Annotated in this window: 19 protein-coding genes and 2 pseudogenes; 10 read left to right on the top strand and 11 right to left on the bottom strand. The window is 68.2% G+C overall.

All coding sequences use genetic code 11. The annotated features are described in order from the left end of the window. Window positions 1-41: 41 nt before the first annotated feature. From ACM6LR_RS25960 to ACM6LR_RS25950, 3 genes are read right to left on the bottom strand one after another with little or no spacing between them, the layout of a single operon-like run. On the bottom strand, window positions 42-647 hold the full coding sequence (locus tag ACM6LR_RS25960; protein WP_414944679.1) for a M20/M25/M40 family metallo-hydrolase: 606 nt from the start codon (window positions 645-647) through the stop codon (window positions 42-44). A 13-nt stretch (window positions 648-660) separates the two neighbouring features. Next, entirely contained in the window at window positions 661-1,965 is a 1,305-nt protein-coding gene (locus tag ACM6LR_RS25955) for a glycosyltransferase family 2 protein (protein ID WP_414944678.1), read from the bottom strand. An 11-nt stretch (window positions 1,966-1,976) separates the two neighbouring features. Beyond that, window positions 1,977-2,132 carry a hypothetical protein gene (locus tag ACM6LR_RS25950; protein ID WP_414944677.1) on the bottom strand — a complete coding sequence of 52 codons (156 nt, stop codon included), beginning with the start codon at window positions 2,130-2,132 and terminating at the stop codon, window positions 1,977-1,979. Between the two features lie 250 nt (window positions 2,133-2,382). Here ACM6LR_RS25950 and wecB point away from each other — a divergent pair, with 250 nt between their 5' ends. Continuing rightward, window positions 2,383-3,597, top strand: coding sequence for a non-hydrolyzing UDP-N-acetylglucosamine 2-epimerase (gene wecB / locus ACM6LR_RS25945; RefSeq protein ID WP_414944676.1), 1,215 nt, complete (start codon window positions 2,383-2,385; stop codon window positions 3,595-3,597). Window positions 3,598-3,600: 3 nt separating this feature from the next. Continuing rightward, window positions 3,601-5,328 carry a DUF2334 domain-containing protein gene (locus ACM6LR_RS25940; protein WP_414944675.1) on the top strand — a complete coding sequence of 576 codons (1,728 nt, stop codon included), beginning with the start codon at window positions 3,601-3,603 and terminating at the stop codon, window positions 5,326-5,328. A 444-nt stretch (window positions 5,329-5,772) separates the two neighbouring features. Here ACM6LR_RS25940 and ACM6LR_RS25935 read toward each other — a convergent pair whose 3' ends face one another. Together ACM6LR_RS25935 and ACM6LR_RS25930 are read right to left on the bottom strand one after the other, a co-directional pair. Continuing rightward, the gene (locus ACM6LR_RS25935) at window positions 5,773-6,075 is read right to left on the bottom strand and encodes a hypothetical protein (protein WP_414944674.1); all 303 of its coding nucleotides are present in this window, start codon (window positions 6,073-6,075) and stop codon (window positions 5,773-5,775) included. Window positions 6,076-6,339: 264 nt separating this feature from the next. Next, entirely contained in the window at window positions 6,340-7,902 is a 1,563-nt protein-coding gene (locus ACM6LR_RS25930) for an adenylate/guanylate cyclase domain-containing protein (protein ID WP_414938581.1), read from the bottom strand. A 389-nt stretch (window positions 7,903-8,291) separates the two neighbouring features. On the opposite strand from ACM6LR_RS25930, the gene ACM6LR_RS25925 reads away from it, so the two are divergent. Together ACM6LR_RS25925 and ACM6LR_RS25920 are read left to right on the top strand one after the other, a co-directional pair. Continuing rightward, window positions 8,292-8,543, top strand: a complete 252-nt coding sequence (locus ACM6LR_RS25925; RefSeq protein WP_414938399.1) for a hypothetical protein — start codon at window positions 8,292-8,294, stop codon at window positions 8,541-8,543. 45 nt (window positions 8,544-8,588) lie between these two features. Further along, window positions 8,589-9,053, top strand: a complete 465-nt coding sequence (locus tag ACM6LR_RS25920; protein WP_414944673.1) for a peroxiredoxin — start codon at window positions 8,589-8,591, stop codon at window positions 9,051-9,053. A 99-nt stretch (window positions 9,054-9,152) separates the two neighbouring features. On the opposite strand, the gene ACM6LR_RS25915 is transcribed toward ACM6LR_RS25920, so the two are convergent. Continuing rightward, entirely contained in the window at window positions 9,153-9,854 is a 702-nt protein-coding gene (locus ACM6LR_RS25915) for a MerR family transcriptional regulator (protein WP_414944672.1), read from the bottom strand. Between the two features lie 62 nt (window positions 9,855-9,916). Between ACM6LR_RS25915 and ACM6LR_RS25910 the strand changes: the two genes are divergently transcribed. Continuing rightward, on the top strand, window positions 9,917-10,456 hold the full coding sequence (locus tag ACM6LR_RS25910; RefSeq protein ID WP_414938396.1) for a DUF6194 family protein: 540 nt from the start codon (window positions 9,917-9,919) through the stop codon (window positions 10,454-10,456). Here ACM6LR_RS25910 and ACM6LR_RS25905 read toward each other — a convergent pair. After that, entirely contained in the window at window positions 10,381-10,920 is a 540-nt protein-coding gene (locus ACM6LR_RS25905; RefSeq protein ID WP_414938395.1) for a putative immunity protein, read from the bottom strand. The two genes, ACM6LR_RS25910 and ACM6LR_RS25905, sit on opposite strands and share 76 nt — an antisense overlap. 16 nt (window positions 10,921-10,936) lie before the next feature. On the opposite strand from ACM6LR_RS25905, the gene ACM6LR_RS25900 reads away from it, so the two are divergent. Next, on the top strand, window positions 10,937-11,692 hold the full coding sequence (locus ACM6LR_RS25900) for a TioE family transcriptional regulator (RefSeq protein WP_414938394.1): 756 nt from the start codon (window positions 10,937-10,939) through the stop codon (window positions 11,690-11,692). Between the two features lie 216 nt (window positions 11,693-11,908). Beyond that, complete coding sequence (locus ACM6LR_RS25895; RefSeq protein ID WP_414938393.1) at window positions 11,909-13,069, top strand: S1 family peptidase; 1,161 nt, start codon at window positions 11,909-11,911, stop codon at window positions 13,067-13,069. Between the two features lie 191 nt (window positions 13,070-13,260). On the opposite strand, the gene ACM6LR_RS25890 is transcribed toward ACM6LR_RS25895, so the two are convergent. Together ACM6LR_RS25890 and ACM6LR_RS25885 are read right to left on the bottom strand one after the other, a co-directional pair. Further along, window positions 13,261-14,109 carry an SAM-dependent methyltransferase gene (locus ACM6LR_RS25890; RefSeq protein WP_414938392.1) on the bottom strand — a complete coding sequence of 283 codons (849 nt, stop codon included), beginning with the start codon at window positions 14,107-14,109 and terminating at the stop codon, window positions 13,261-13,263. A gap of 339 nt (window positions 14,110-14,448) precedes the next feature. Beyond that, window positions 14,449-14,565, bottom strand: a pseudogene (locus ACM6LR_RS25885) (alpha/beta fold hydrolase); the annotation flags it as partial. Here ACM6LR_RS25885 and ACM6LR_RS25880 point away from each other — a divergent pair. Beyond that, window positions 14,548-14,908 (top strand): annotated as a pseudogene (locus ACM6LR_RS25880) (cupin domain-containing protein); the annotation flags it as partial. The pseudogenes ACM6LR_RS25885 and ACM6LR_RS25880 overlap by 18 nt on opposite strands. Here the strand turns inward: ACM6LR_RS25880 and ACM6LR_RS25875 are convergent. Next, window positions 14,905-15,507: a response regulator gene (locus ACM6LR_RS25875; RefSeq protein WP_414944671.1), complete on the bottom strand. Its 603-nt coding sequence runs from the start codon at window positions 15,505-15,507 to the stop codon at window positions 14,905-14,907. The pseudogene ACM6LR_RS25880 and the gene ACM6LR_RS25875 sit on opposite strands and share 4 nt — an antisense overlap. Next, window positions 15,504-16,622 carry a histidine kinase gene (locus ACM6LR_RS25870; protein ID WP_414938580.1) on the bottom strand — a complete coding sequence of 373 codons (1,119 nt, stop codon included), beginning with the start codon at window positions 16,620-16,622 and terminating at the stop codon, window positions 15,504-15,506. Before ACM6LR_RS25870 ends, ACM6LR_RS25875 begins: the two co-directional genes overlap by 4 nt. A 143-nt stretch (window positions 16,623-16,765) precedes the next feature. Between ACM6LR_RS25870 and ACM6LR_RS25865 the strand changes: the two genes are divergently transcribed. Next, window positions 16,766-17,650, top strand: a complete 885-nt coding sequence (locus tag ACM6LR_RS25865; protein ID WP_414944670.1) for an ABC transporter ATP-binding protein — start codon at window positions 16,766-16,768, stop codon at window positions 17,648-17,650. A gap of 32 nt (window positions 17,651-17,682) precedes the next feature. Further along, on the top strand, window positions 17,683-18,402 hold the full coding sequence (locus ACM6LR_RS25860) for an ABC transporter permease (protein ID WP_414938389.1): 720 nt from the start codon (window positions 17,683-17,685) through the stop codon (window positions 18,400-18,402). Window positions 18,403-18,418 lie beyond the last annotated feature (16 nt).

Raw genomic sequence — 18,418 nt, 5'->3', positions numbered from 1 at the left:
GGGCAAGAACTAGCAGATTCCACTCTCGTAGTGGCTCGCGTTTAGTCCTCTAGTTGCGAAGTGGTCAGCGCCGTCACGAGGCCGGTGACCAGCTTCGCCCGCTCCGCCATCGACTCGACCAGCAGGTACTCGTGGTCCGTGTGAGCGCCGCCCCCGACCGCACCCAGCCCGTCGAGGGTCGGCACGCCGATCGCCGCCGTGAGGTTGCCGTCGCTCCCGCCACCGACGGCCACCCCGGCGACTCCCGGCAGCAGCCGTTCCGCCACGGTGAAGAAGCTCGCGGCGGCCGACTCGGGCATGGGAGGCCGGTGGATCCCGCCCCGCACGGCGATCTCCGCCCCGTCGAGACGCGGGGTCAGCGCGGCGAACCCCGCCTCGACGCGGTCCTTTTCGGCGGCGGTCTCGACCCGGACGTCGACCACGACGGTCGCGGAGGCGGGAACGACGTTGCTCGCCGTACCAGCGGAAGCGACGGTCGGGGTGACGCTCGTCCCGGCCTCGGGCCTGCCGAGCGCCGTGATCTCCAGCACCTGGTGCGCCGCTTCGGTCAACGCGTTCACACCGGCCTCGGGTTCGAGGCCCGCGTGCGACGCCCTGCCGGTCACGAGAACCTCGAAGGTGCCGCATCCCTTGCGGCCGATCCGCACGGCACGGTTTCCGCTACCGGACAGTGACCCCGATCGCGGTCTCTTCCTCACTCAGCCGTTCGGTCTTGGTCCAGGTGTTGCGGCGGGCCAGCACGCGGAACAGGGCCCGCCAGGTGGCGATCACACCGAGCACCAGGAATCCCGGATAGAGCAGGCCCGCGAGCAGACAGCGGTGGAACGGTTCCTCGCCGAGACGCAGCCGGTGCACGACAGCCCACACCACACCGGGGACCAGCAGGACGACCAGACCGATCAGGGCCGCGCCCGGCAACGCGGACGGCGGCGCGATCAGCCCGCCCAAGGTCACGCCGGACCACGAGGCGACGAGCGTGCCCGCGAACAGCAACGAGACCACCAGCGACAACGGCACCGTCAACCAGGGCGTCACGAGATAGGCCAGAAAATCCAGAAGACCGATACTGCCCACGTGACGCGAGGCCAGCAATTCCCGCAAATGCCTTGCGCACTGCAAATTACCTTGAGCCCATCGGGTCCGTTGCCGCAGGAGCCTGCGCAGGTCGACGAGGCCCTGCTGAGTCACCCAGGCCGCTTTCACGTACCTCATCCGGATTCCGGCGACGTGCAGCCTCAGGCCCAGTTCCAGATCCTCGACAAGGCAGTCCGACCACGGCGCCGGATCGAAGCGGCGCAACACCGCGAGCCTGGTGAATTGACCGTTGCCGCCCATTCCGACACTGCCCGCGAGATCGCGCAGGCTTTGCGACGCGTCGGCGACCGCCCCGAATTCCAGATCCTGCAGTAAGGCCAGAATGCTGCGGCGATTGTGAATGCGCACGCGACATTGCACGGCACCGACTCCGCGGTCGCCGAACACGTCGGCGACCTCGCGCAGCATCCCTTGGCTGCCCCGGCCGTCGCCGTCGACGATGCCGATGATCGTCTTCGGCACACTTCCCTCGGCTTCACACAACCGGCGGATGTAGCGGTAGCCGGCGTTCAACGCCTCACCCTTGCCCCGGCGGGCATGGGGAAGATCACGACGCAGGACATGCAGGCGTGGGTCGGCGACCTCGCGGAGGACGATCGGCGTGCCGTCGTCCGAACCGTCGTCGATGACCAGAACCCGCACCGGGTTCCGTGTCGTACCAAGCGAAAGTGCGTTCCGGACGGTTTTTCCGACCACCCGTTCCTCATTGAGCGCCGGGATGACGATCCAGAACTCCAGCCCCTCCCCGCGCGCGGCCACCGACCGGCGCGGGGACCCGGTGCGCCACGCGAACGCCGCGAGCAGGATGTTGTGCGCCGGCCACCACAGGAGCAACAGCATCATGGTCGCGGCGAAGGCGGGATTCGTCATGAGCGGGTGGTTCAGTCCTTCAAGCGAAGGCGCAGCGAACGCGCCATGAGGAGCAAGGCGATCGCCCCGATCACTGACGCGAGCGCGGTGCTCACCGTCGCACCGGCCATCGTCGCGCCGATCCCGAGCGCGGAAACCTTGACCGGGCCCACCGGCACCATCGACATGTTCTTCCTCCGGATGACGGGCACCACAAACATCTACTCACAGTTTTCATACCGTGAGTCACGGTCACCCTAGTAAGCGATATTAAGTCTTTCGGGTGGGTACAGTACCCCGTTCGTGTTAACGTTTGCGGACAAGGATCCCCCACAAAGGTGACCATCACCGAGTGATCCTCGCCTCACCTACCACTCTTACGTGACTTCACCGACGAATTCACGCCGTACCACTGCGCGAGCCCGGAAGAAGGACCAGGTGCGTAACGCACAGAACGAGACCTCCGTCATGGCCGAAATCTGGCTGGTGGCGGGAACCCGCCCGGAAGCCGTGAAACTGGCTCCGGTGGCCGGGGCATTGGCTTCCGAGGGCCGGATGCGGCCCGTGCTCGTCTCCACGGGACAACACCCGGAAATGGTCGACCAGGCATTGGCGACGTTCGGATTAACGCCGGATGAACGGCTGACGTTGAATCGGCGCACCGGTTCCCAGCCGGAACTTCTTTCCGGAATCTTGACGGGGTTGGAAGAAGTCGCCGAGCGGCGGCCGCCCGCCGCCGTGGTCGTCCAGGGCGACACGACGACCACCTTGGCCGGAGCGCTGACCGCCTTCTGGCGCCGCGTCCCCGTCGTCCACCTCGAGGCGGGACTCCGCTCGTTCGACCTCGGCGCGCCATTCCCCGAGGAGTTCAACCGGAAACTGGTGACCCAGGCGGCCGCGCTCCACCTCGCCCCCACCCCCGACGCCGCCGCGAACCTCTTGGCTGAGGGGGTGCCCGAAGGCGCCGTGCTCGTCGCCGGGAACACCGTCGTCGACGCGATCCTCACGGCGACCGACAAGTCCACCGCGGTGCACGACCCCGAACTGGCGGCGCTGCTCGAAAACGCGACCCGCGGCACGGTCAAACTGATGCTGGTCACCCTCCACCGTCGCGAGTCCTGGGGCGAGCCGATGCGCCGGGTCCTGCGCGCGGTGGCCGAGCTGATGGCCGCGGATCCCGAAGTTCGAGTGGTGCTTCCCGCGCATCCGAACCCGGAGGTGCACGGCCTGGTCCGCGAGGAACTGGCCGGCGTCCCCGGCGTGCTGATCACCGGTCCGCTGCCCTATCCCGAACTGGCGGCGGTACTGGCCGCGAGCACCCTCGTGCTCTCCGATTCCGGCGGTATCCAGGAAGAGGCCCCGACCTTCGGTGTCCCGGTCCTGGTGCTCCGTGACGTCACCGAGCGCATGGAGGCCGTGAACGCCGGCTGCGCGGTGCTCGTCGGCACGGACCGCGACCGGATAGTGTCGGCCGCGACGCGTCTGCTGAACGACCCGGCGGCGCGCACGCGGATGATGAGCAGTGGCAATCCGTTCGGTGACGGCGCCGCCGCCGAGCGGACCGAGCAAGCACTCGCGTATCTGCTGGGACTGGCCCCAGACCTGCCCGCCCCGTTCCGGCCCGTCTCCGCGAACCTCTTGGCCGAGGTCTGACCGGTGACGGAGGACAAGGGCACGCGACGCTTTCGCCTGCCCGCTTGGCTCCGGCTCGCCGTCGTCGCGGTCGTGACGGTCACCGTCGCCGTGGTCGTCCTGGTGCGGGTGACCAAGACGAATCCGGTCACGGCGTCGCCGCCCGCCACGCCGGTGTCACTCGCCGATCGCCTTCCTGGATCGGGCAAGGCCGGACTGCCGGGCCCTGGCGGCGATCCGGACCGCCGGACACTCGTGCTCTACGACGACGGGCGGAAGAAGGACGGGACCGTTTCCCCGCCCGAAGAGGTCAGAACGGCCGAGGCGTACGCGATGTTCACCGCGAACCTCGTTTCCCGTGGCACCGCTTGGAAAATGCTGCCCGCCGCCGACTACCGGCCGCGTCAGGCGGACGGGTTCCAGGCCATCGTGTATCTCGGCTCGGTCTACGACGCGTTGCTACCGAAGGCTTTTCTCACCGACGTCGCGGCGGCCAGGGTCCCCGCGGTCTGGATCGGCGCCAACATCTGGCAGCTGCACGCCAGCGCCGGCAAGACGGCGGGCGGTCCCGGCTGGCGCGTGGAGGGCTACCGCGGGGACAACCCCACCACGGTCACCTACAAGGGCACTCCCCTGCGCCGCGATCCCCGTTCGGGCACCGGGGTCGTCGCGATCGACGTCCGTGATCGGACCAAGGTCCAGATCCTGGCGGAGGCCAGTGTTCCAGGCGGCACGACATCTCCCTGGGCCGTCCACTCAGGACAGCTGACCTACGTGGCCGAAGTTCCCTACGCCTACGCCGAAGCGCAGGATCGCTACCTCGCCGCGGCCGACATCCTGCTGGGTGTCCTGTCGCCTCAGGCGCCGAACCGGCACCGCGCGCTGATCCGGCTCGAAGACGTCGGCCCGCGCACGAAACCGGAAGAACTCCGGAAGGTCACGGAATTCCTCATCGGCCAGAAGATCCCGTTCACCCTCGCGGTCTACCCGTACTACTCGGACCCACAAGGCCGGGCGAACGACGGCAGCCCGACCTCGGCGCGGCTGGTGGACTCACCGGAACTCGTCGGCGCGCTCAAGGACGCCGTCCAGGCGGGCGCGACGCTGGTCATGCACGGCTACAGCCACCAGAGCGACAGCGGCCCGAACCCTTACGACGGCGTGAGCGCGAGCGACTTCGAGTTCTACAAGGCCAGTGTCGACGGCGAAGGCGTCGTACGGATGGACGGGCCGATGCCCGAGGACTCCGCGCTGTGGTTCGACCAGCGCATCGCGACCGGGCTCGGCGAGTTCCGGCGAGTTGGCCTCCCGGAGCCGACGATGTTCGAGTTCCCGCACTACGGTGGTTCCGCCGTGGACTACCAGCGGACCACCGGCTTGTTCCAGGCACGCTACGACCGCGGCAGCTACTACGCGGGCTTCTGCCCCGGCGGTCGATGCGGTTCGACGGCCACGGCGACGACGGAACAGGTGTACGGCCAGTTCTTCCCGTACCCGGTGCGCGACGTCTACGGCGCGAACGTCGTCCCCGAGAACATCGGCAACGTGGCCCCAGTCGCCTTTAACCAGCACGCCGCCCGCACCGCCGTCGACATGCTCGCCGACGCCCAGAGCGCGCTCGTCGTCCGAGACAACGTCGCCAGTTTCTTCTACCACCCGTTCCTCGGCGAAGGCGGGTTGCGGGATCTGGTGAACTCGTTGCGGGCACTGGGATACCGGTTCACCACACCGACGGAAGTCCTGGACGGCTAGGGCAAAAGTGTCGTATCGGGCGGTAGGTCCGTGAAGGTCTCCTCCATTACCTTCAGGGTCAGGGGCCCCGGCGAAGTCGCGGAGCTGCTGGTCTGCGCTGCTGGTGGTGATCCGAGCTTGACATCGCTAGTGCCCGCAGGGGCAGGGGTTCCTGAGGAAGGCATGTCCCTGAACCCTGTTGATCAGGCTTCGTGACCGGTGCGAGCCCGCGACAATACAGGAATTGGGACACTCAACGTCCCGATTCTCCATCGTCAGCCTTACACAGCGACGAAGAGCCGCTTGACCTGGGAGACCTCGACTTTGCCGGGATCCGGACCTTCCGGGTAGGCAGGGAGGCCCTCACGGACTTCAGGGCCGTCCGCCTGGTGTCACCCACGACCCGCCTGACCAGACACGCCACCGTCGCCCTATCCCGCAAAGACCAGTAAATCCCCGTCAGGTTCACAATCCGGCGTCGATCTGGCTGACGACCGAAGTGAAGCCGATGGGCCCGCCCGCGTTTTGTGCGGAGAAGCCGGTGCCGCGGACGATCTCGGGGATCTGGGCAGGCTGGTTCGGGCAGTACCCGGCCGACGTGCCCTTGCCCGCGGTGCAGAACTGGGCCTGGGTGGCGGTGCCGCCCCGCGACCGCTCGATGCTCGAACCGTCCGCAGCCCGGCACCACTGGTTGTACTGCTGCGCCTGCTGGGTGTAGTTCAGCTGTTTGGTGGCCGCCGTCGCGGCGATCGTGGTCGCGGTCTCCACAGATGTCTCCTTTGACAGGGGGATGGGGAGGGCACGCAGAGGTGCCGCCGACCGGACGGGGTGCTCCGGCCGAGATCACCGTGCGCTGACCCGTCTCCGGGGACAGCGTCCTCAAGGCGCGCGAAAGAAATGCTGTGATCGTTCACAGGGGCCGAGACGGGACACCCGCCAGGAGACAGCGGGTTCGCGGCGGGGCGGGCACGGTCTTCGCGCAGGATTCACGGCCCGTTCACCACGGATGTGAATCCACCACGGCCCGGGTTTTCAGGACCTCGGTGTCGCGAGTGTGGTCGGCCGGGTGCGGCCCCGCAAGGTGACGTCCTCCGTCGCCTTCCAATGCCCGGCCTCGCTCTCGTCCGCCGACTCGATCGCGGTCCACGAAGCGAGCAATCGAGCTTCGACGTTCTTCGCCAGTTCCGTCAGCCGGGCGGCTTCGTTGACCGGGTCACCGATCACCGTGTACTCGAACCGCCGCGGGTCACCGACGTTCCCGGCCACCACTTCGCCCGTCGCCACGCCGATCCCGGCCGGGCATTCCGGCACCTCCGCCGCCAGCCTGCGCCCGATCGCCCGGCCCGCGGACAGCGCGAGGGTCGCGTGATCCGCCAGCCGCACCGGTGCGCCGAAGATCGCGAGCGCGGCGTCACCGACGAACTTGTTGACCAGCCCGTGGTTGCGGTCGACCTCGTCGACCACCACCGCGAAGAACCGGTTGAGCAGGGCGACGACCTCCTCGGGCGGACGGCTCGCGGCCAGCGTGGTCGAGCCGATCAGATCGACGAACAACACCGACACCGTCCGCACGGTGCCGCCGAGTTCGGCGGACGTCCGCATCGCCTCGATCGCGACGTCCTCGCCGACGTGTCTGCCGAACAAGTCCCGCAAACGTTCGCGTTCGGCGAGACCGGCGGCCATCCCGTTGAAGCCCGCCTGCAGCAGACCGAGTTCGGTACCGTCGTAGACCGGGATCTCCACGGCGAAGTCACCGGCACGGACCCGGCCCAGCGCGTGCTGCACCGACCGGATCGGGTTCACCACGGCGCGGGCGGTGAACACGGTCACCAGCAGGCCGAAGCACAGCACCACCAAGCCGAGCACGATCACCGAGATGGCGAGTTTCGTGGTCGAGACGTCGCCGCGCACCCACGCCAGCACCCCCGTGACCACCAGACCGGCCACCGGCACCCCGGTGCCGAGGCACCAGAACAGCAGCATCCGCAGGTTGACCCCGCCGCTGAGCGGCCGGGCCGGCGCGGTGCCCGCCAAGGCCAAGGCCACGTACGGCCGCAGGATGAACTCCCCCGCCAGATAAGCGATCGCGCAGACGACCACGCCCGCGAACGCGACCACGAGCAGTTCGGTCAGCGCGACCCGCGGCTGCACCAGCGCGGCGAGTACGCCGAACACCACGGTGGCGATGCCCCACAGCACCGCCTGGACCTGTGTCAGGCGCAACGGGACCCGCAGGCTGGCGGCGCGCTCCGCGTCGGTCGGCGTCCGGCCGTCGGCCGCCCAGCGCAACGTCCGCAGCGCGCCGCGAGTGCCCCACAGCGCCCCCACGACAACGGCGGAGACCACGTAGACGGGAACCGCGATGGCGGTGACGCGGACGAGGTCGCCGGACATGCCGGGAGCGGGCATGAGCAGCACCGCCAGGCCGACCACGACCAGCGCGCCGATGACGTTGGTCGCGATCAGCGTCCCGGTGAGCAGTCCCTGGACGCGACGGCGCAACACGGCCGCGTCCTGATCGAGCGGACCGAGCAGCCAGGAGCCGAACGGCCCTTGCCCGCGGTCCCGCACAGAGGAGTCCTTGACTGGTCGCACCCGTACCCGCCGTTCACCCGGTTTGAGTGCACGACTGTACACCGAAACTCCTCACGTCCCGCAATTAGTCCTCTAGTTGCGGTAGTTGCGCGTGCAAGGACCGCAACTAGAGGACTAATTGCGGGGGTGGCCGGAGCCGACCAGGTGCGCGGCCGGGATCGCCGACGCACCGGTGACGCACCAGGCGTCGAGAACGCGTTCTCCCGCATGGATTCCGGCGGCCGCCGCGGTGGCCTCGCCGATCGGCTCCTCAAAGATGGCGCGAAGATATCCGTTTCACCCCCAGCCGGGGTCGCACATCGTGGGAACCCGCCTGCGACGGACGGCCGCAGCGGCAGCGCCCATCCGGCGGGCGAACCCCGCGGCATTCCGGTTCTAGCGTGGTAGCCATGAGAAAAACATCGCTCGCCCTGCTCGGCGCGGCCGCCATCACCGGCACGATCGCCAACCCCGCTCCCGCGAGCGCGCTGGAAACGAGGGAGTTCGTGGGCCACGGGTCGAGCGACTTCGGCCTCGAACTCAGCTACGCCCGGCATCACGCCAGGAGCCAGGCGACTTGGGCCGGTTTCACGGACTGCGAAGAGTACGACAAGATCCTTTCCCCGTACAACGCGAGGGTCTTCTGGCGCTGCACGCGCTGAGCCACGGGGGCCAATCCGGCGCGCCCCCGGCTCCGAATGCCCGGCATGGACCAAGGAGACCTCGCCCCGGACTTCACCCTGCCCGACGACAAGGGCCAGGACCGCACGCTGTCGGACTTCCTGTCCTCCGGCCCGGTCGTGCTGTTCTTCTACCCGGCCGCGATGACGGGCGGCTGCACTTCGGAGAGCTGCCACTTCCGCGACCTGGCCGCGGAATTCGGCGAAGTCGGCGCACACCGCGTCGGGATCAGCCCCGACGGCATCACCAAACAACGCCAGTTCTCCACCCTGCACGGCTTCGACTACCCACTGTTGTCCGATGTGGACGGTACCGTCGCCAAACAGTTCGGAGTCTGGCGCAGATTCAGCCCGTTGCACACCAAGCGGCGCACCTTCGTCATCGACACCGACCGCAAGATCCTCAAGGCCGTCAGGAGCGAGCTGAAGTTCGACGTCCACGCCGACAAGGCGCTCGCCGCTCTGCGCGAACGCACGCCCAAGGACGCTTGAGGCGTGGCTCCCCAACTGGGGTTGGCAGGTTGGGTGAGGGATCAGCTGATGTCGCGGCCCGGCCGCGGAAGTCCCGAAGCGAGCTTTGAGAAACACAGTCTAGGCGATCAGCGAAAGCGCGGCGGTACCGTCGAAAAGCGCCCGCGAGCGGGCCGTGATGCCGGCGTCCCGGTCGGCGAGCGCGGAGGCGACGTCCTCCAGCCGCCGGGAGCGCCGCAGCTCCGGCATCAGCGCGCGCAGGGGCGCGACGCGATACCCGGCCAACCGCAGTTGGTGCACGATCCGCACGTCGCGTACCTGGGATGGCGTGTACCGCCGCGTCCCACGCTGATCGCGGCCGGGGACGACGAGCCGTTCCGCGTCCCAGTGCCGCAACGTCGACGGACGCAGGCCGAGCGCCGACGCGAGTTCGGAGACGCTCATCGAGTCCGAGCCGCGCACGTCTTCGATCGATTCGCGGGAGATCACCCGGACGGCTTCCTTGGCCTCCCGCAGGTCCGCGCGCTCCGTGTCGAGCCCGGCGTGGGCCGCGTCGAGGAGTGCGAGCACCTCGGCGAACGGGTCCCGGTGAAAGGCCAGGACGACCTTCTTGGCCTCGACCGGCCCCATCCCGGCGGCAAGCGCGCGGTAGGCCAGCGCGGATCGGAGATGGATCTCCTCGTAGCTCCGGTAACCCGAGGCCGTCCGCGTCGCCGCCGGGAGAACGCCGTCACGTTCGAGGTTGCGCACCTGCTGGACGGAATACCCCGCCCGCCGCGCGATCTCCGCGGTGCGCATTCCGGTCGATTTGAGACTTGGCACCTTCACTCCATCGAAAACAGGCTCGAACTCTCCACATCCACTTTAATGTGACGCTTGAGCACATGACCATCGATGAGATCATCGGCTTCGTGTCCGGCCTCGACGGCGTCCTGGCCCTCACCCCGGCACCCGGCGACGACTGGCCCGAGCTCAGCTGGGGCGACGCGTTCTTCTACTACTCCCCCGATGGCGTCGTCCCGGCGAACGTCCAGCCCTTCGCGACGGTCGTGACCAAGAACTACCCCGATGACGAGGCCTCGCGCCTGGACCGCGCGGACACCTTCCGCGTGAACATCCACGCCGGGAAGGACGAGTTCACCCGGCGACTCGGTCGCACACCTCGGGAAGCGGCCGAGACCGACGTCGATCCCGGTGTGGCCGACACCGTGATCGCCCATCCCGTCTACGGGACCGCGGGCTGGCTGGCGGTGGTGAACCCGGCGTCGCGAACCGAGGCGGTCACCCGCGAGCTGCTCGGTACGGCCTATCAGCGAGCCCGTGCGCGCTACGAACGCCGGGCTCGCGATCAGGGCCGCAACAGCACGTCCAGCATCCGCAGCAATTCCCCCGCCCGGCGGCCACCGTCCGGGGCGTCCGGATAGCGCTTCAGGACGTCCACCACGACGGGACCGGCGAGCCCGGCCATCTTCTCGATGTATCCGGCGCCGACGGCGGGATCGTCGCCGGCGTCGAGTTCGAAGGCGCGGGCCGCGTTGGCGGCGGCCCCGAGGATGTGCGGGACCTGGGTCGCTTTCGCCAGCGGGTGCAGATACGCGGACGCTCCCGCGTGACCGGCGGCGCGGGCCGCGTCGAACGCGGCTTCACGACCGCTTTCCCTGGCGGCCCGCGCCGCCCGGTGCGCGTCCAGCGCGGTCACCCGCAAGGACTTCGTCCGCTTATCCCCGGACGCGAACCGGCGTGCCTCGTCGAGTACGGCCCTCGGGCGCGGGTCATCCGGGCACTCACGCTCGAAGATCGCCAGAGCGGGCTCCGCGCAAGCCACGGCGAAGTCCGTCACCTCACGCAGTTCCGCCAGGTCGAGGTCGATCATGAGGTTCGCAGTCATTCTCTTGACTGTATCGTTGAACCGCCAGTTGGTACTTCGCAGCGACAGTGGCAGGACAGTGGGCCGGAACCTTCAAACCCGTGAGCGGCTCAGGCCGGTCGATCTCGCGCGTGAGCACGGCCTGTCCACCCAAGCCGTCCGCAACTACGAGGCGGACGGGATCCTCCCCGCCGCCGAACGCGGCCCGCACGGATATCGCACCTACACGCCGCTGCACGCGCAAGCCCTGCGCGCGTTTCTCGCCCTCGTGCCGGGGCACGGTCACGCGACGGCGTCGTCGATCATGGTGGCGGTCAACCAGGACGCGATCGAAGAGGCGCTCCGGCTCGTCGACGAGAGCCACGCCCAGCTGCTTGACGACCGCCGCACCCTCCAAGCCGTCGCGGCCGCGCTCCGCGACCTCGAGTCCGTGTCACAGGAACGGGGCGACCTGTTCGTCGGTCCGCTGGCCCGGAAACTCGGCGTCCGGCCGGCCACCCTGCGAAAATGGGAACGCGCAGGCCTTCTCCGGCCCGAACGTGACCCGCGGACCGGCTACCGCGTCTACAGCGCGGCCGACGTGCGCGACGCCAAGCTGACCCATCAGCTCAGACGGGGCGGCTATCTCCTGGAGCGGATCGCGCCGCTGATCGAGCAGGTCCGCTCGGCCGGAGGCGTCGTGCCGCTCGAGTCGACGCTGCACGACTGGCACACCCGGCTCTCGGCAAGGGGACGCGCCCTGCTCTCCGGTGCCGCCGCTCTGGACGCCTACCTCGGCTCACGGAATTCCTGACACTTTTGTGACAATGACACTTCCGCGCAATACGCGGGCAATTCACGTTTTTCGCCTACGAAAGTAGGACCGCTCAGCCGGAACCTACTTTCGGCGCTACGGCGCGCTAGTCGGCCGCTCGTAATGTTCGTCGCGTCGAGATGAACCGCCCGGTCCCTGCTATTTCCGAACATATTCCGGCGGTTCGTCATTCCCTCCTTATCGAAGGAAATTCGCATGCGAATTCGCGGACCCGTCATGCTCACTCTGCTGAGCGCCTGCGCCGGAATAGGCGCACTCGCCGTCCCGGCGACCGCCGCTCCGGCCGCCGCCTACGACCAGACGATGCTCGAGACCCTCGCGTCCCAGCTCGGGGTCAGCCCCCTTCAGGCCGCGCAGAAGCTGGACCACGAGAAGGTCCTGATCTCGTCGCTGGAGAGCATCAGAACCCGCGGCCTCCACACCGACGGCGCGTACTTCGACGACGCGGGCGCCCTCGTGGTGAACGCCACCGACGCCGGATCCGCCCAGGCCCTCCGTTCGGCCGGGCTGACGCCGCGCACCGGCGCCCGCGGTGAGAAGGCGCTGAACACCCTGGCCACCACCGTCGGCACCGTGATCGGCGCCGATGTCACCCAGGTGCAGTCCTGGGGTCCGGAACTCGCGGCCGACCAGGTCGTCGTCACCGTGCAGCCGGGCGCCGACCGCGCCCTCGTCCGGCGGCTTTCGGCGCTGTCCGGCGTGACCGTGCGGACCGGGGTCGCCAACGGCAACACCACGCAGGCCGACGTCATCCCCGGCCAGATCATGGACCTCGACCCCGGCACCAACTGCTCCCTCGGCTTCCCCGGCACCACCAGCGACGGCGACAACGTCCTGCTCACCGCCGGGCACTGCGTCGAAGGCAACCCGGACATCCTCAACCGCAACGGTCAGCACATCGGCCGGGGCGTCGCCACCGAATTCCCGTCGGTCGACATGGGCTTGATGGACATCGACGACGAGGACACCGGCCGCGGCTACGTGGACACCCGCAAGGGCACCACGGTGCGGATCACCGGCAGCTCGAAGGCGCCGGTCGGCACCACGCTGTGCAAGGCGGGCAACACCACCGGCTGGACCTGCGGCAAGATCACCGCCTACAACCAGACGGTCCGCTACAGCGGGGAAAGTGTCGCCACCAGCGGCCTGGCCAAGTCCACCGTCTGCACCGAAGGCGGCGACAGCGGCGGTGCCTACATCGCGGGCAACACCGCACAGGGCTTGACCTCCGGCGGCCCCAACGACGGGCACGACTGTGGCTACAACCAGGGCTCCAACGCCACCGGCTCGTACTCCTACTACCAGCCCGTCGTGGACGCGGCGAACAACTACGGGGTCACGCTGACGCGGTCCTGACCCGTTCTGACGCGCGTTGGCGGGGAGCGGCGGTCGCTCCCCGCCAACGTGGTTTTCGATGGACTGCCAAACCGTCTGAGTGAGGCAGTTCGCCTTCGGGCTTCCCTTTGCCGACCTATGGGAAACCGGGGCGTGACCGTGTGGATTATCGGACGTTAGAATCCACGCAGTCCAGCTCGTCCACCCAGCGATCAGGGTTTACGGGCGACGCCCGCCAAACCACGGGACCCCACCAAACCGTCCGGGTCAGGCAATTCGCCATCGGGCCGCCATTGCGGCAACCACACCAGGCCGGGGTCGACCGGCCGCAGTCCGGTGAAGAACGCGGCGATCTCCTCCCGCCCGCGAAGCGTGACGGCGCTGTTGGTCCGGCGGCGATAGGAATCGACGACGCCCGCCGACCGTTCTTGCAACGCCGTGTCCTCGGCCGGGACGTGGATGTGGGAGAGCGCCACGAGGCTGCCGGACGGCAACCGCTCCAAGTAGCCGCCGAGAGTGGTGTGCGGGGAGGTGTCGTCGGGCATGAAATGCAGCAATGCCACCGCGAGCAGGCCGATCGGCCGGTCGGAATCGATCAGCCCGGTGCCGATCACCTGGTTCCACAATCGTGGGCCGTCGTGGAAATCGCCGTCCAGCGCGGTGTGCCGGGCCGGGTCGGCGGTCTGCTCCAGCAGGATCTCGGCGTGGGCCTGCGCGATCGGCTCGTTGTCGATGTAGACGACCCGGCATTCACCCGGTGCGACCTCCTCGGCGACTTCGTGCACGTTGCCTTGGGTCGGCAGACCGGAACCGATGTCCACGAACTGCCGGATGCCTTGACCGACCATGTAGCGAACGGCGCGCCCGAGGAACGCCCGGTTGGCACGCGCGAAATCCCGCATCGACGGGATCAGCCGTAGCTGTTCCTCGGCGAATTGCTGATCCACCGCGTAGTTGTGCACCCCGCCGAGCAGATAGTCGTACACCCGGCCGACCGACACCTTGTTCACCGAATCCGCCAGCCGCTGTGCCGCGTCCTGGGCGCTCGCTTTCTCCCCCATGGTACGAAGATAGCGGATCCGCCAAGGTCGTGAGTGAAGGGCAAACGTGTCGTGTCGAGTGTCAGGTCCACGAGTCCGAGGCCGGCGTCACGGTTGTCCCAGTGTCACCAGGGATCACGTCGCGGGTAGCAAAGGGCTCTCAGGTCAGGGTCCCGGCAAAGTCGCAGAGCTGCTGGTCAGCGCTCCTGGTGGTAGTCCGGACTTGGCATCGCTAGTGCCTGCCAGGCCCTGGGGCATGTCCCCCTGAATCCTTGTTGATCAAGCTCCTCAACCGGTGTGACCCCGCGACGATGGACCTGCCGCGGGCGACCCCTAAACCACCTTTGCCTTACCCCTCAGTCACGACTTCAGGAACCTGATCAACTCAGCGCTCACGAACTCCGGGTTCTCCTCGGCGAGCCAGTGCCCTGCCCGGGGTACCTCGACCGCGCGGGCGAGGTCGGCGCTCCTCGGACCGGCGACCCGCGGATCCATCTGGCGCCGATCCACCGGCACGGCATGACCTTCCTGCCGCTCACCCGCCGCGCCGGCGGGGTGCAGGCGTTCAAGATGCTCATTCCCGTCCGCCCGGAACCCGCGGAATCCACTGGCGCAGACCCACGGCGGCTACGAACGGGTATATGTCCTCAATGGACGGACCCGGCTGGTGGTCGGCGACCGGGACATGGTCCTGCCACCCGTCGAGGCCGCCGAATTCGACACCTCGCTGCCGCACTGGCTCGGCTCGGCCGACGGGTCGCGCCGTCGAGCCCCTTGTCCTTTCGGACCGCGAGGCGAACGCGCCCACACCATGCGCTAGAGCCAGTCGTGCTCGCGGGCGTACCTTGCCGCCTCGTGCCGGGTCTGGGTCTGGGTCTTCTGCATGGCGTTGGACAGGTAGTTGCGCACCGTGCCCTGCGCGAGGTGGAGCTGGGCGGCGATCTCGGCGACGGAATACCCCTCGCCCGTCACCCGCAGGACCTCGAGTTCGCGTTCGGTGAGGGGACAGTCGTCGACGACGGCGAGTGCGGAGACGTCCGGGTCGATCCAGCGTTTGCCCTGGTGCAGGGCGGCGATGACGAACGTGATGTGCGAAGGTTCGGCCGCCTTGCTGACGAACCCCTGGACGCCGAGCTTGAGGGCTCTGCGGAGCACCCCGGGTTTCGCGTGCCGGGTCAGCATGAGGATGACCTGGTTCGGCCGCGTACGACGGATTTCGGCGACGGCGCCGAGCCCGTCCACCCCGGGCATTTCGAGGTCGATGACGAGGACGTCGGGCTCGTGCCGCAGCGTGGCCTCGATGGCCTCTTCACCGTTCTCCGCTTCGGCGAGGACGATGATCTCGCCCTCGAGTGGAAGCAGCGCGGCCATTGCCTTGCGGAGCAGGGCCTCGTCGTCGGCGAGCACCACCGTGGTCATCGTTTCTCCAGTGCTTCGGAACGTCCGTGCGGAAAGGCCGCGGCCGTCAAGAACTGCCCGTCCTCCTGTTCGACCGTCAGTTCGCCGCCGTCCGCGACAACGCGTTGTTCGAGCGCGGCCAGCCCCCGGAGTTCGGGCAGCGGTGCTCGCTGGGCGCCGTCGTTGACGATGGTGATACTCCACTCCGACAGCGTGATCCGCACCCGGGTCGCCTGCGCGTGGCGCAGGATGTTGGTCGTGGTCTCGCGGAGGACCTGGCCGAGCACCCTGCCCGCGTCCGGATCGACGTCACCCTCCCGGTTGATGCGCACGCGGATGCCCGCGGCTTCGAAGAGGTTCCTCGCGTTCTCCAGTTCGGCGGCGAGGTTGAGCCGCCGCTGGGCGTAGGCGAGTTCCTTCGTCTGGGTGATCGTCTCACTGACGAGCGCGTGGATCTCCCCCAGTTCCTGCTTCGCCCGCTCGGCGTCGATGTCCACCAGCTTCCTGGCCAGCGCGGTCTTCAACTTCACCACGTGCAGGGTGTGGCCCTGGATGTCGTGCAGGTCGCTCGCGAACCGGACGCGCTCCCGGATGACGGCCAGTTCCGCTTCCCGCTCCCGCGACTCCTCGAGCTCCTTGACGACGTCGTAGAACCTCTTGTTGGGGAACATGAGCCCGAGCACGATGGCGGTGATCGCGGCCGGGACGAAGACGAACTTGACCAGTTCTTCGGACATGTCCTCGTGGGAGACCAGCAGCCGCGCCGCGCCCACCGCCGCGATGTACGCGACGAGCGTGATCGCGGCCGCGACCCGGTGACGGGGAAGTTGGGGAACGACGAAAGAGCCCACGAGAAGGATTCCGAAGAACGCCGAGCTGCCGCCGACCAGCAGCACGGAAAACGGCCACACGAGGGCCGTGACGACCAGGCACGGGATCGCGACCCGCATGAGCTCGCCCGACGTCCACCGCACGAAGGCGACCATGGCCGCCAGCACGCTCGCGCTCAGGACGACCACGTGCCACCAGGTCCGCGCGTCCGACGCCACCACGATCACCCCACCGACGATGAACAGCGGGAGGAACATGGTGAGGTTGAGCTTGCGCAGCTTTCCCCGCGCCGGCTCGGTGTCCACATCAGACATGGTCCCAGTATCGGCCCTCCAGGGCGGCGGGCAACAGTGACACCGCGTCATGGGTTCATCCCGACGAATGTCATGGGCCGATCATGACGTGACCGCACTGGCCGGGAACCACCCGAGACGTTGTGATTCAAGGCATGACTTCGACACCAGTGATCGACGTTGACCGCCTGAACCTGAAGTACGGCGACTTCCACGCCGTGAAGGACCTGTCCTTTCAGGTCGGGCGAGGCGAATTCTACGCCCTGCTCGGCACGAACGGGGCTGGCAAGACTTCGACCTTGGAAACCCTTGAAGGACACCGGACGCCGACGTCGGGCACGGTCAGCGTCCTGGGGAAGAGCCCGCGAGACCGCGCCGCCGTGCGGCCCAAGATGGGCATCATGTTGCAGGAGAGCGGTTTCGCACCGGATCTGACGATGAAGGAATCGATCCGCCTGATCGGAGCGCTGACCCAGCGCACGGACCGGCTCGAACGCGTGCTCGGCGTCGTGGACCTGACACGTAAGGCGACCACGAAGGTGTCACAGCTTTCCGGCGGTGAGAAGCGGCGGCTGGACTTCGCGACCGCGGTGTACGGCTCGCCCGAGCTGGTGTTCCTGGACGAGCCGACGACCGGTCTGGACATCCAGTCGCGGGACGCGCTGTGGGACGCGGTCGACAAGTTGCGCGAGGACGGTTCGACGATCGTGCTCACCACGCATTACCTCGAAGAGGCCCAGCAACGCGCCGACCGCATCGGCCTGATGCACCAGGGCACCTTCCACCAGGAGGGCACGGTCGCCGAGCTGACGCGGACGCTGCCTGCCGTGATCCGGTTCGGCCTCCCGCCGTCGGCTCCGGCACTGCCGCTGCAGGGCAGGCGGGAGCATGACGGGAAGTTCGTCATCGAGACCTTCGGCCTGCAAAAGGACCTGCACACCCTGCTGCGGTGGGCACAGGACAACGCGATCGAGCTGCGCGAACTGGAAGCGGGCCCGACCCGCCTCGACGACGTGTTCCGCGCCATCGACAACGACTAGCCCACCCTCCCTTTTCGCAAAGGATTCCAGTCATGCTTTCCATAGCCCGCAGCGAACTGATCCAGATCTTCCGGAACCGCTCGGTCCTGATCACCAGTTTCGTGATGCCCATCGCGATCTGCGCGTTCTTCGTCTACCAGCACGAACTCTTCGCGAAGGTGGGCAGTCTCGGCTACATCGCGGCGATCGTGATGTTCACCGTGTGCGCCTTCGGCCTCTACACCAGCTCGGTGACCACGCTGGCGTCGCGCCGCCAGAACCTGTTCCTCAAGCGGCTGCGCTCCACGGCCGCCGGTGACGCGTCCATTCTGACCGGGCTGGTGCTGCCGGTCACCGCCATCGCGCTCGTCCAGGTGGCCGTGATCATGACCGTGCTGGGCATCGTCACCGGTACGCCCGCCAACATCGGCTTGCTGGTGCTGGCCGTCCTCGCCACCGTCGCCATGATGATCGGCCTCGGCCTCGCCACCGCCGGCCTGACCAACTCGCCCGAGCACGCCCAGGTCACCACGCTGCCGGTGACCCTCGGCGTCATCGCGGTCGCCTCCTGGGTCGGCATCTCGGGCACCGACGACCTCACCTTGCTCAAGCGCCTGCTGCCGGGCGGGTCGGCCACCGAACTCGTCGTCAACGCCTGGAACGGCGGTGTGGCCGTCTCGAAATCCCTGCTCCTGCTCGCCCCGACCCTGGCGTGGGTCGTCGTCGCCGTGGCGCTGGCCTCCCGGCTCTTCCGCTGGGAACCGCGCCGGTGACTGTCCGAAGTGGACT

This window comes from Amycolatopsis sp. cmx-11-32 (assembly GCF_047608695.1).
Taxonomy (GTDB): Bacteria; Actinomycetota; Actinomycetes; order Mycobacteriales; family Pseudonocardiaceae; genus Amycolatopsis.
The sequence above is the reverse complement of the archived record's forward strand: the minus strand, read 5'-3'. Positions and strand labels throughout refer to the sequence as shown.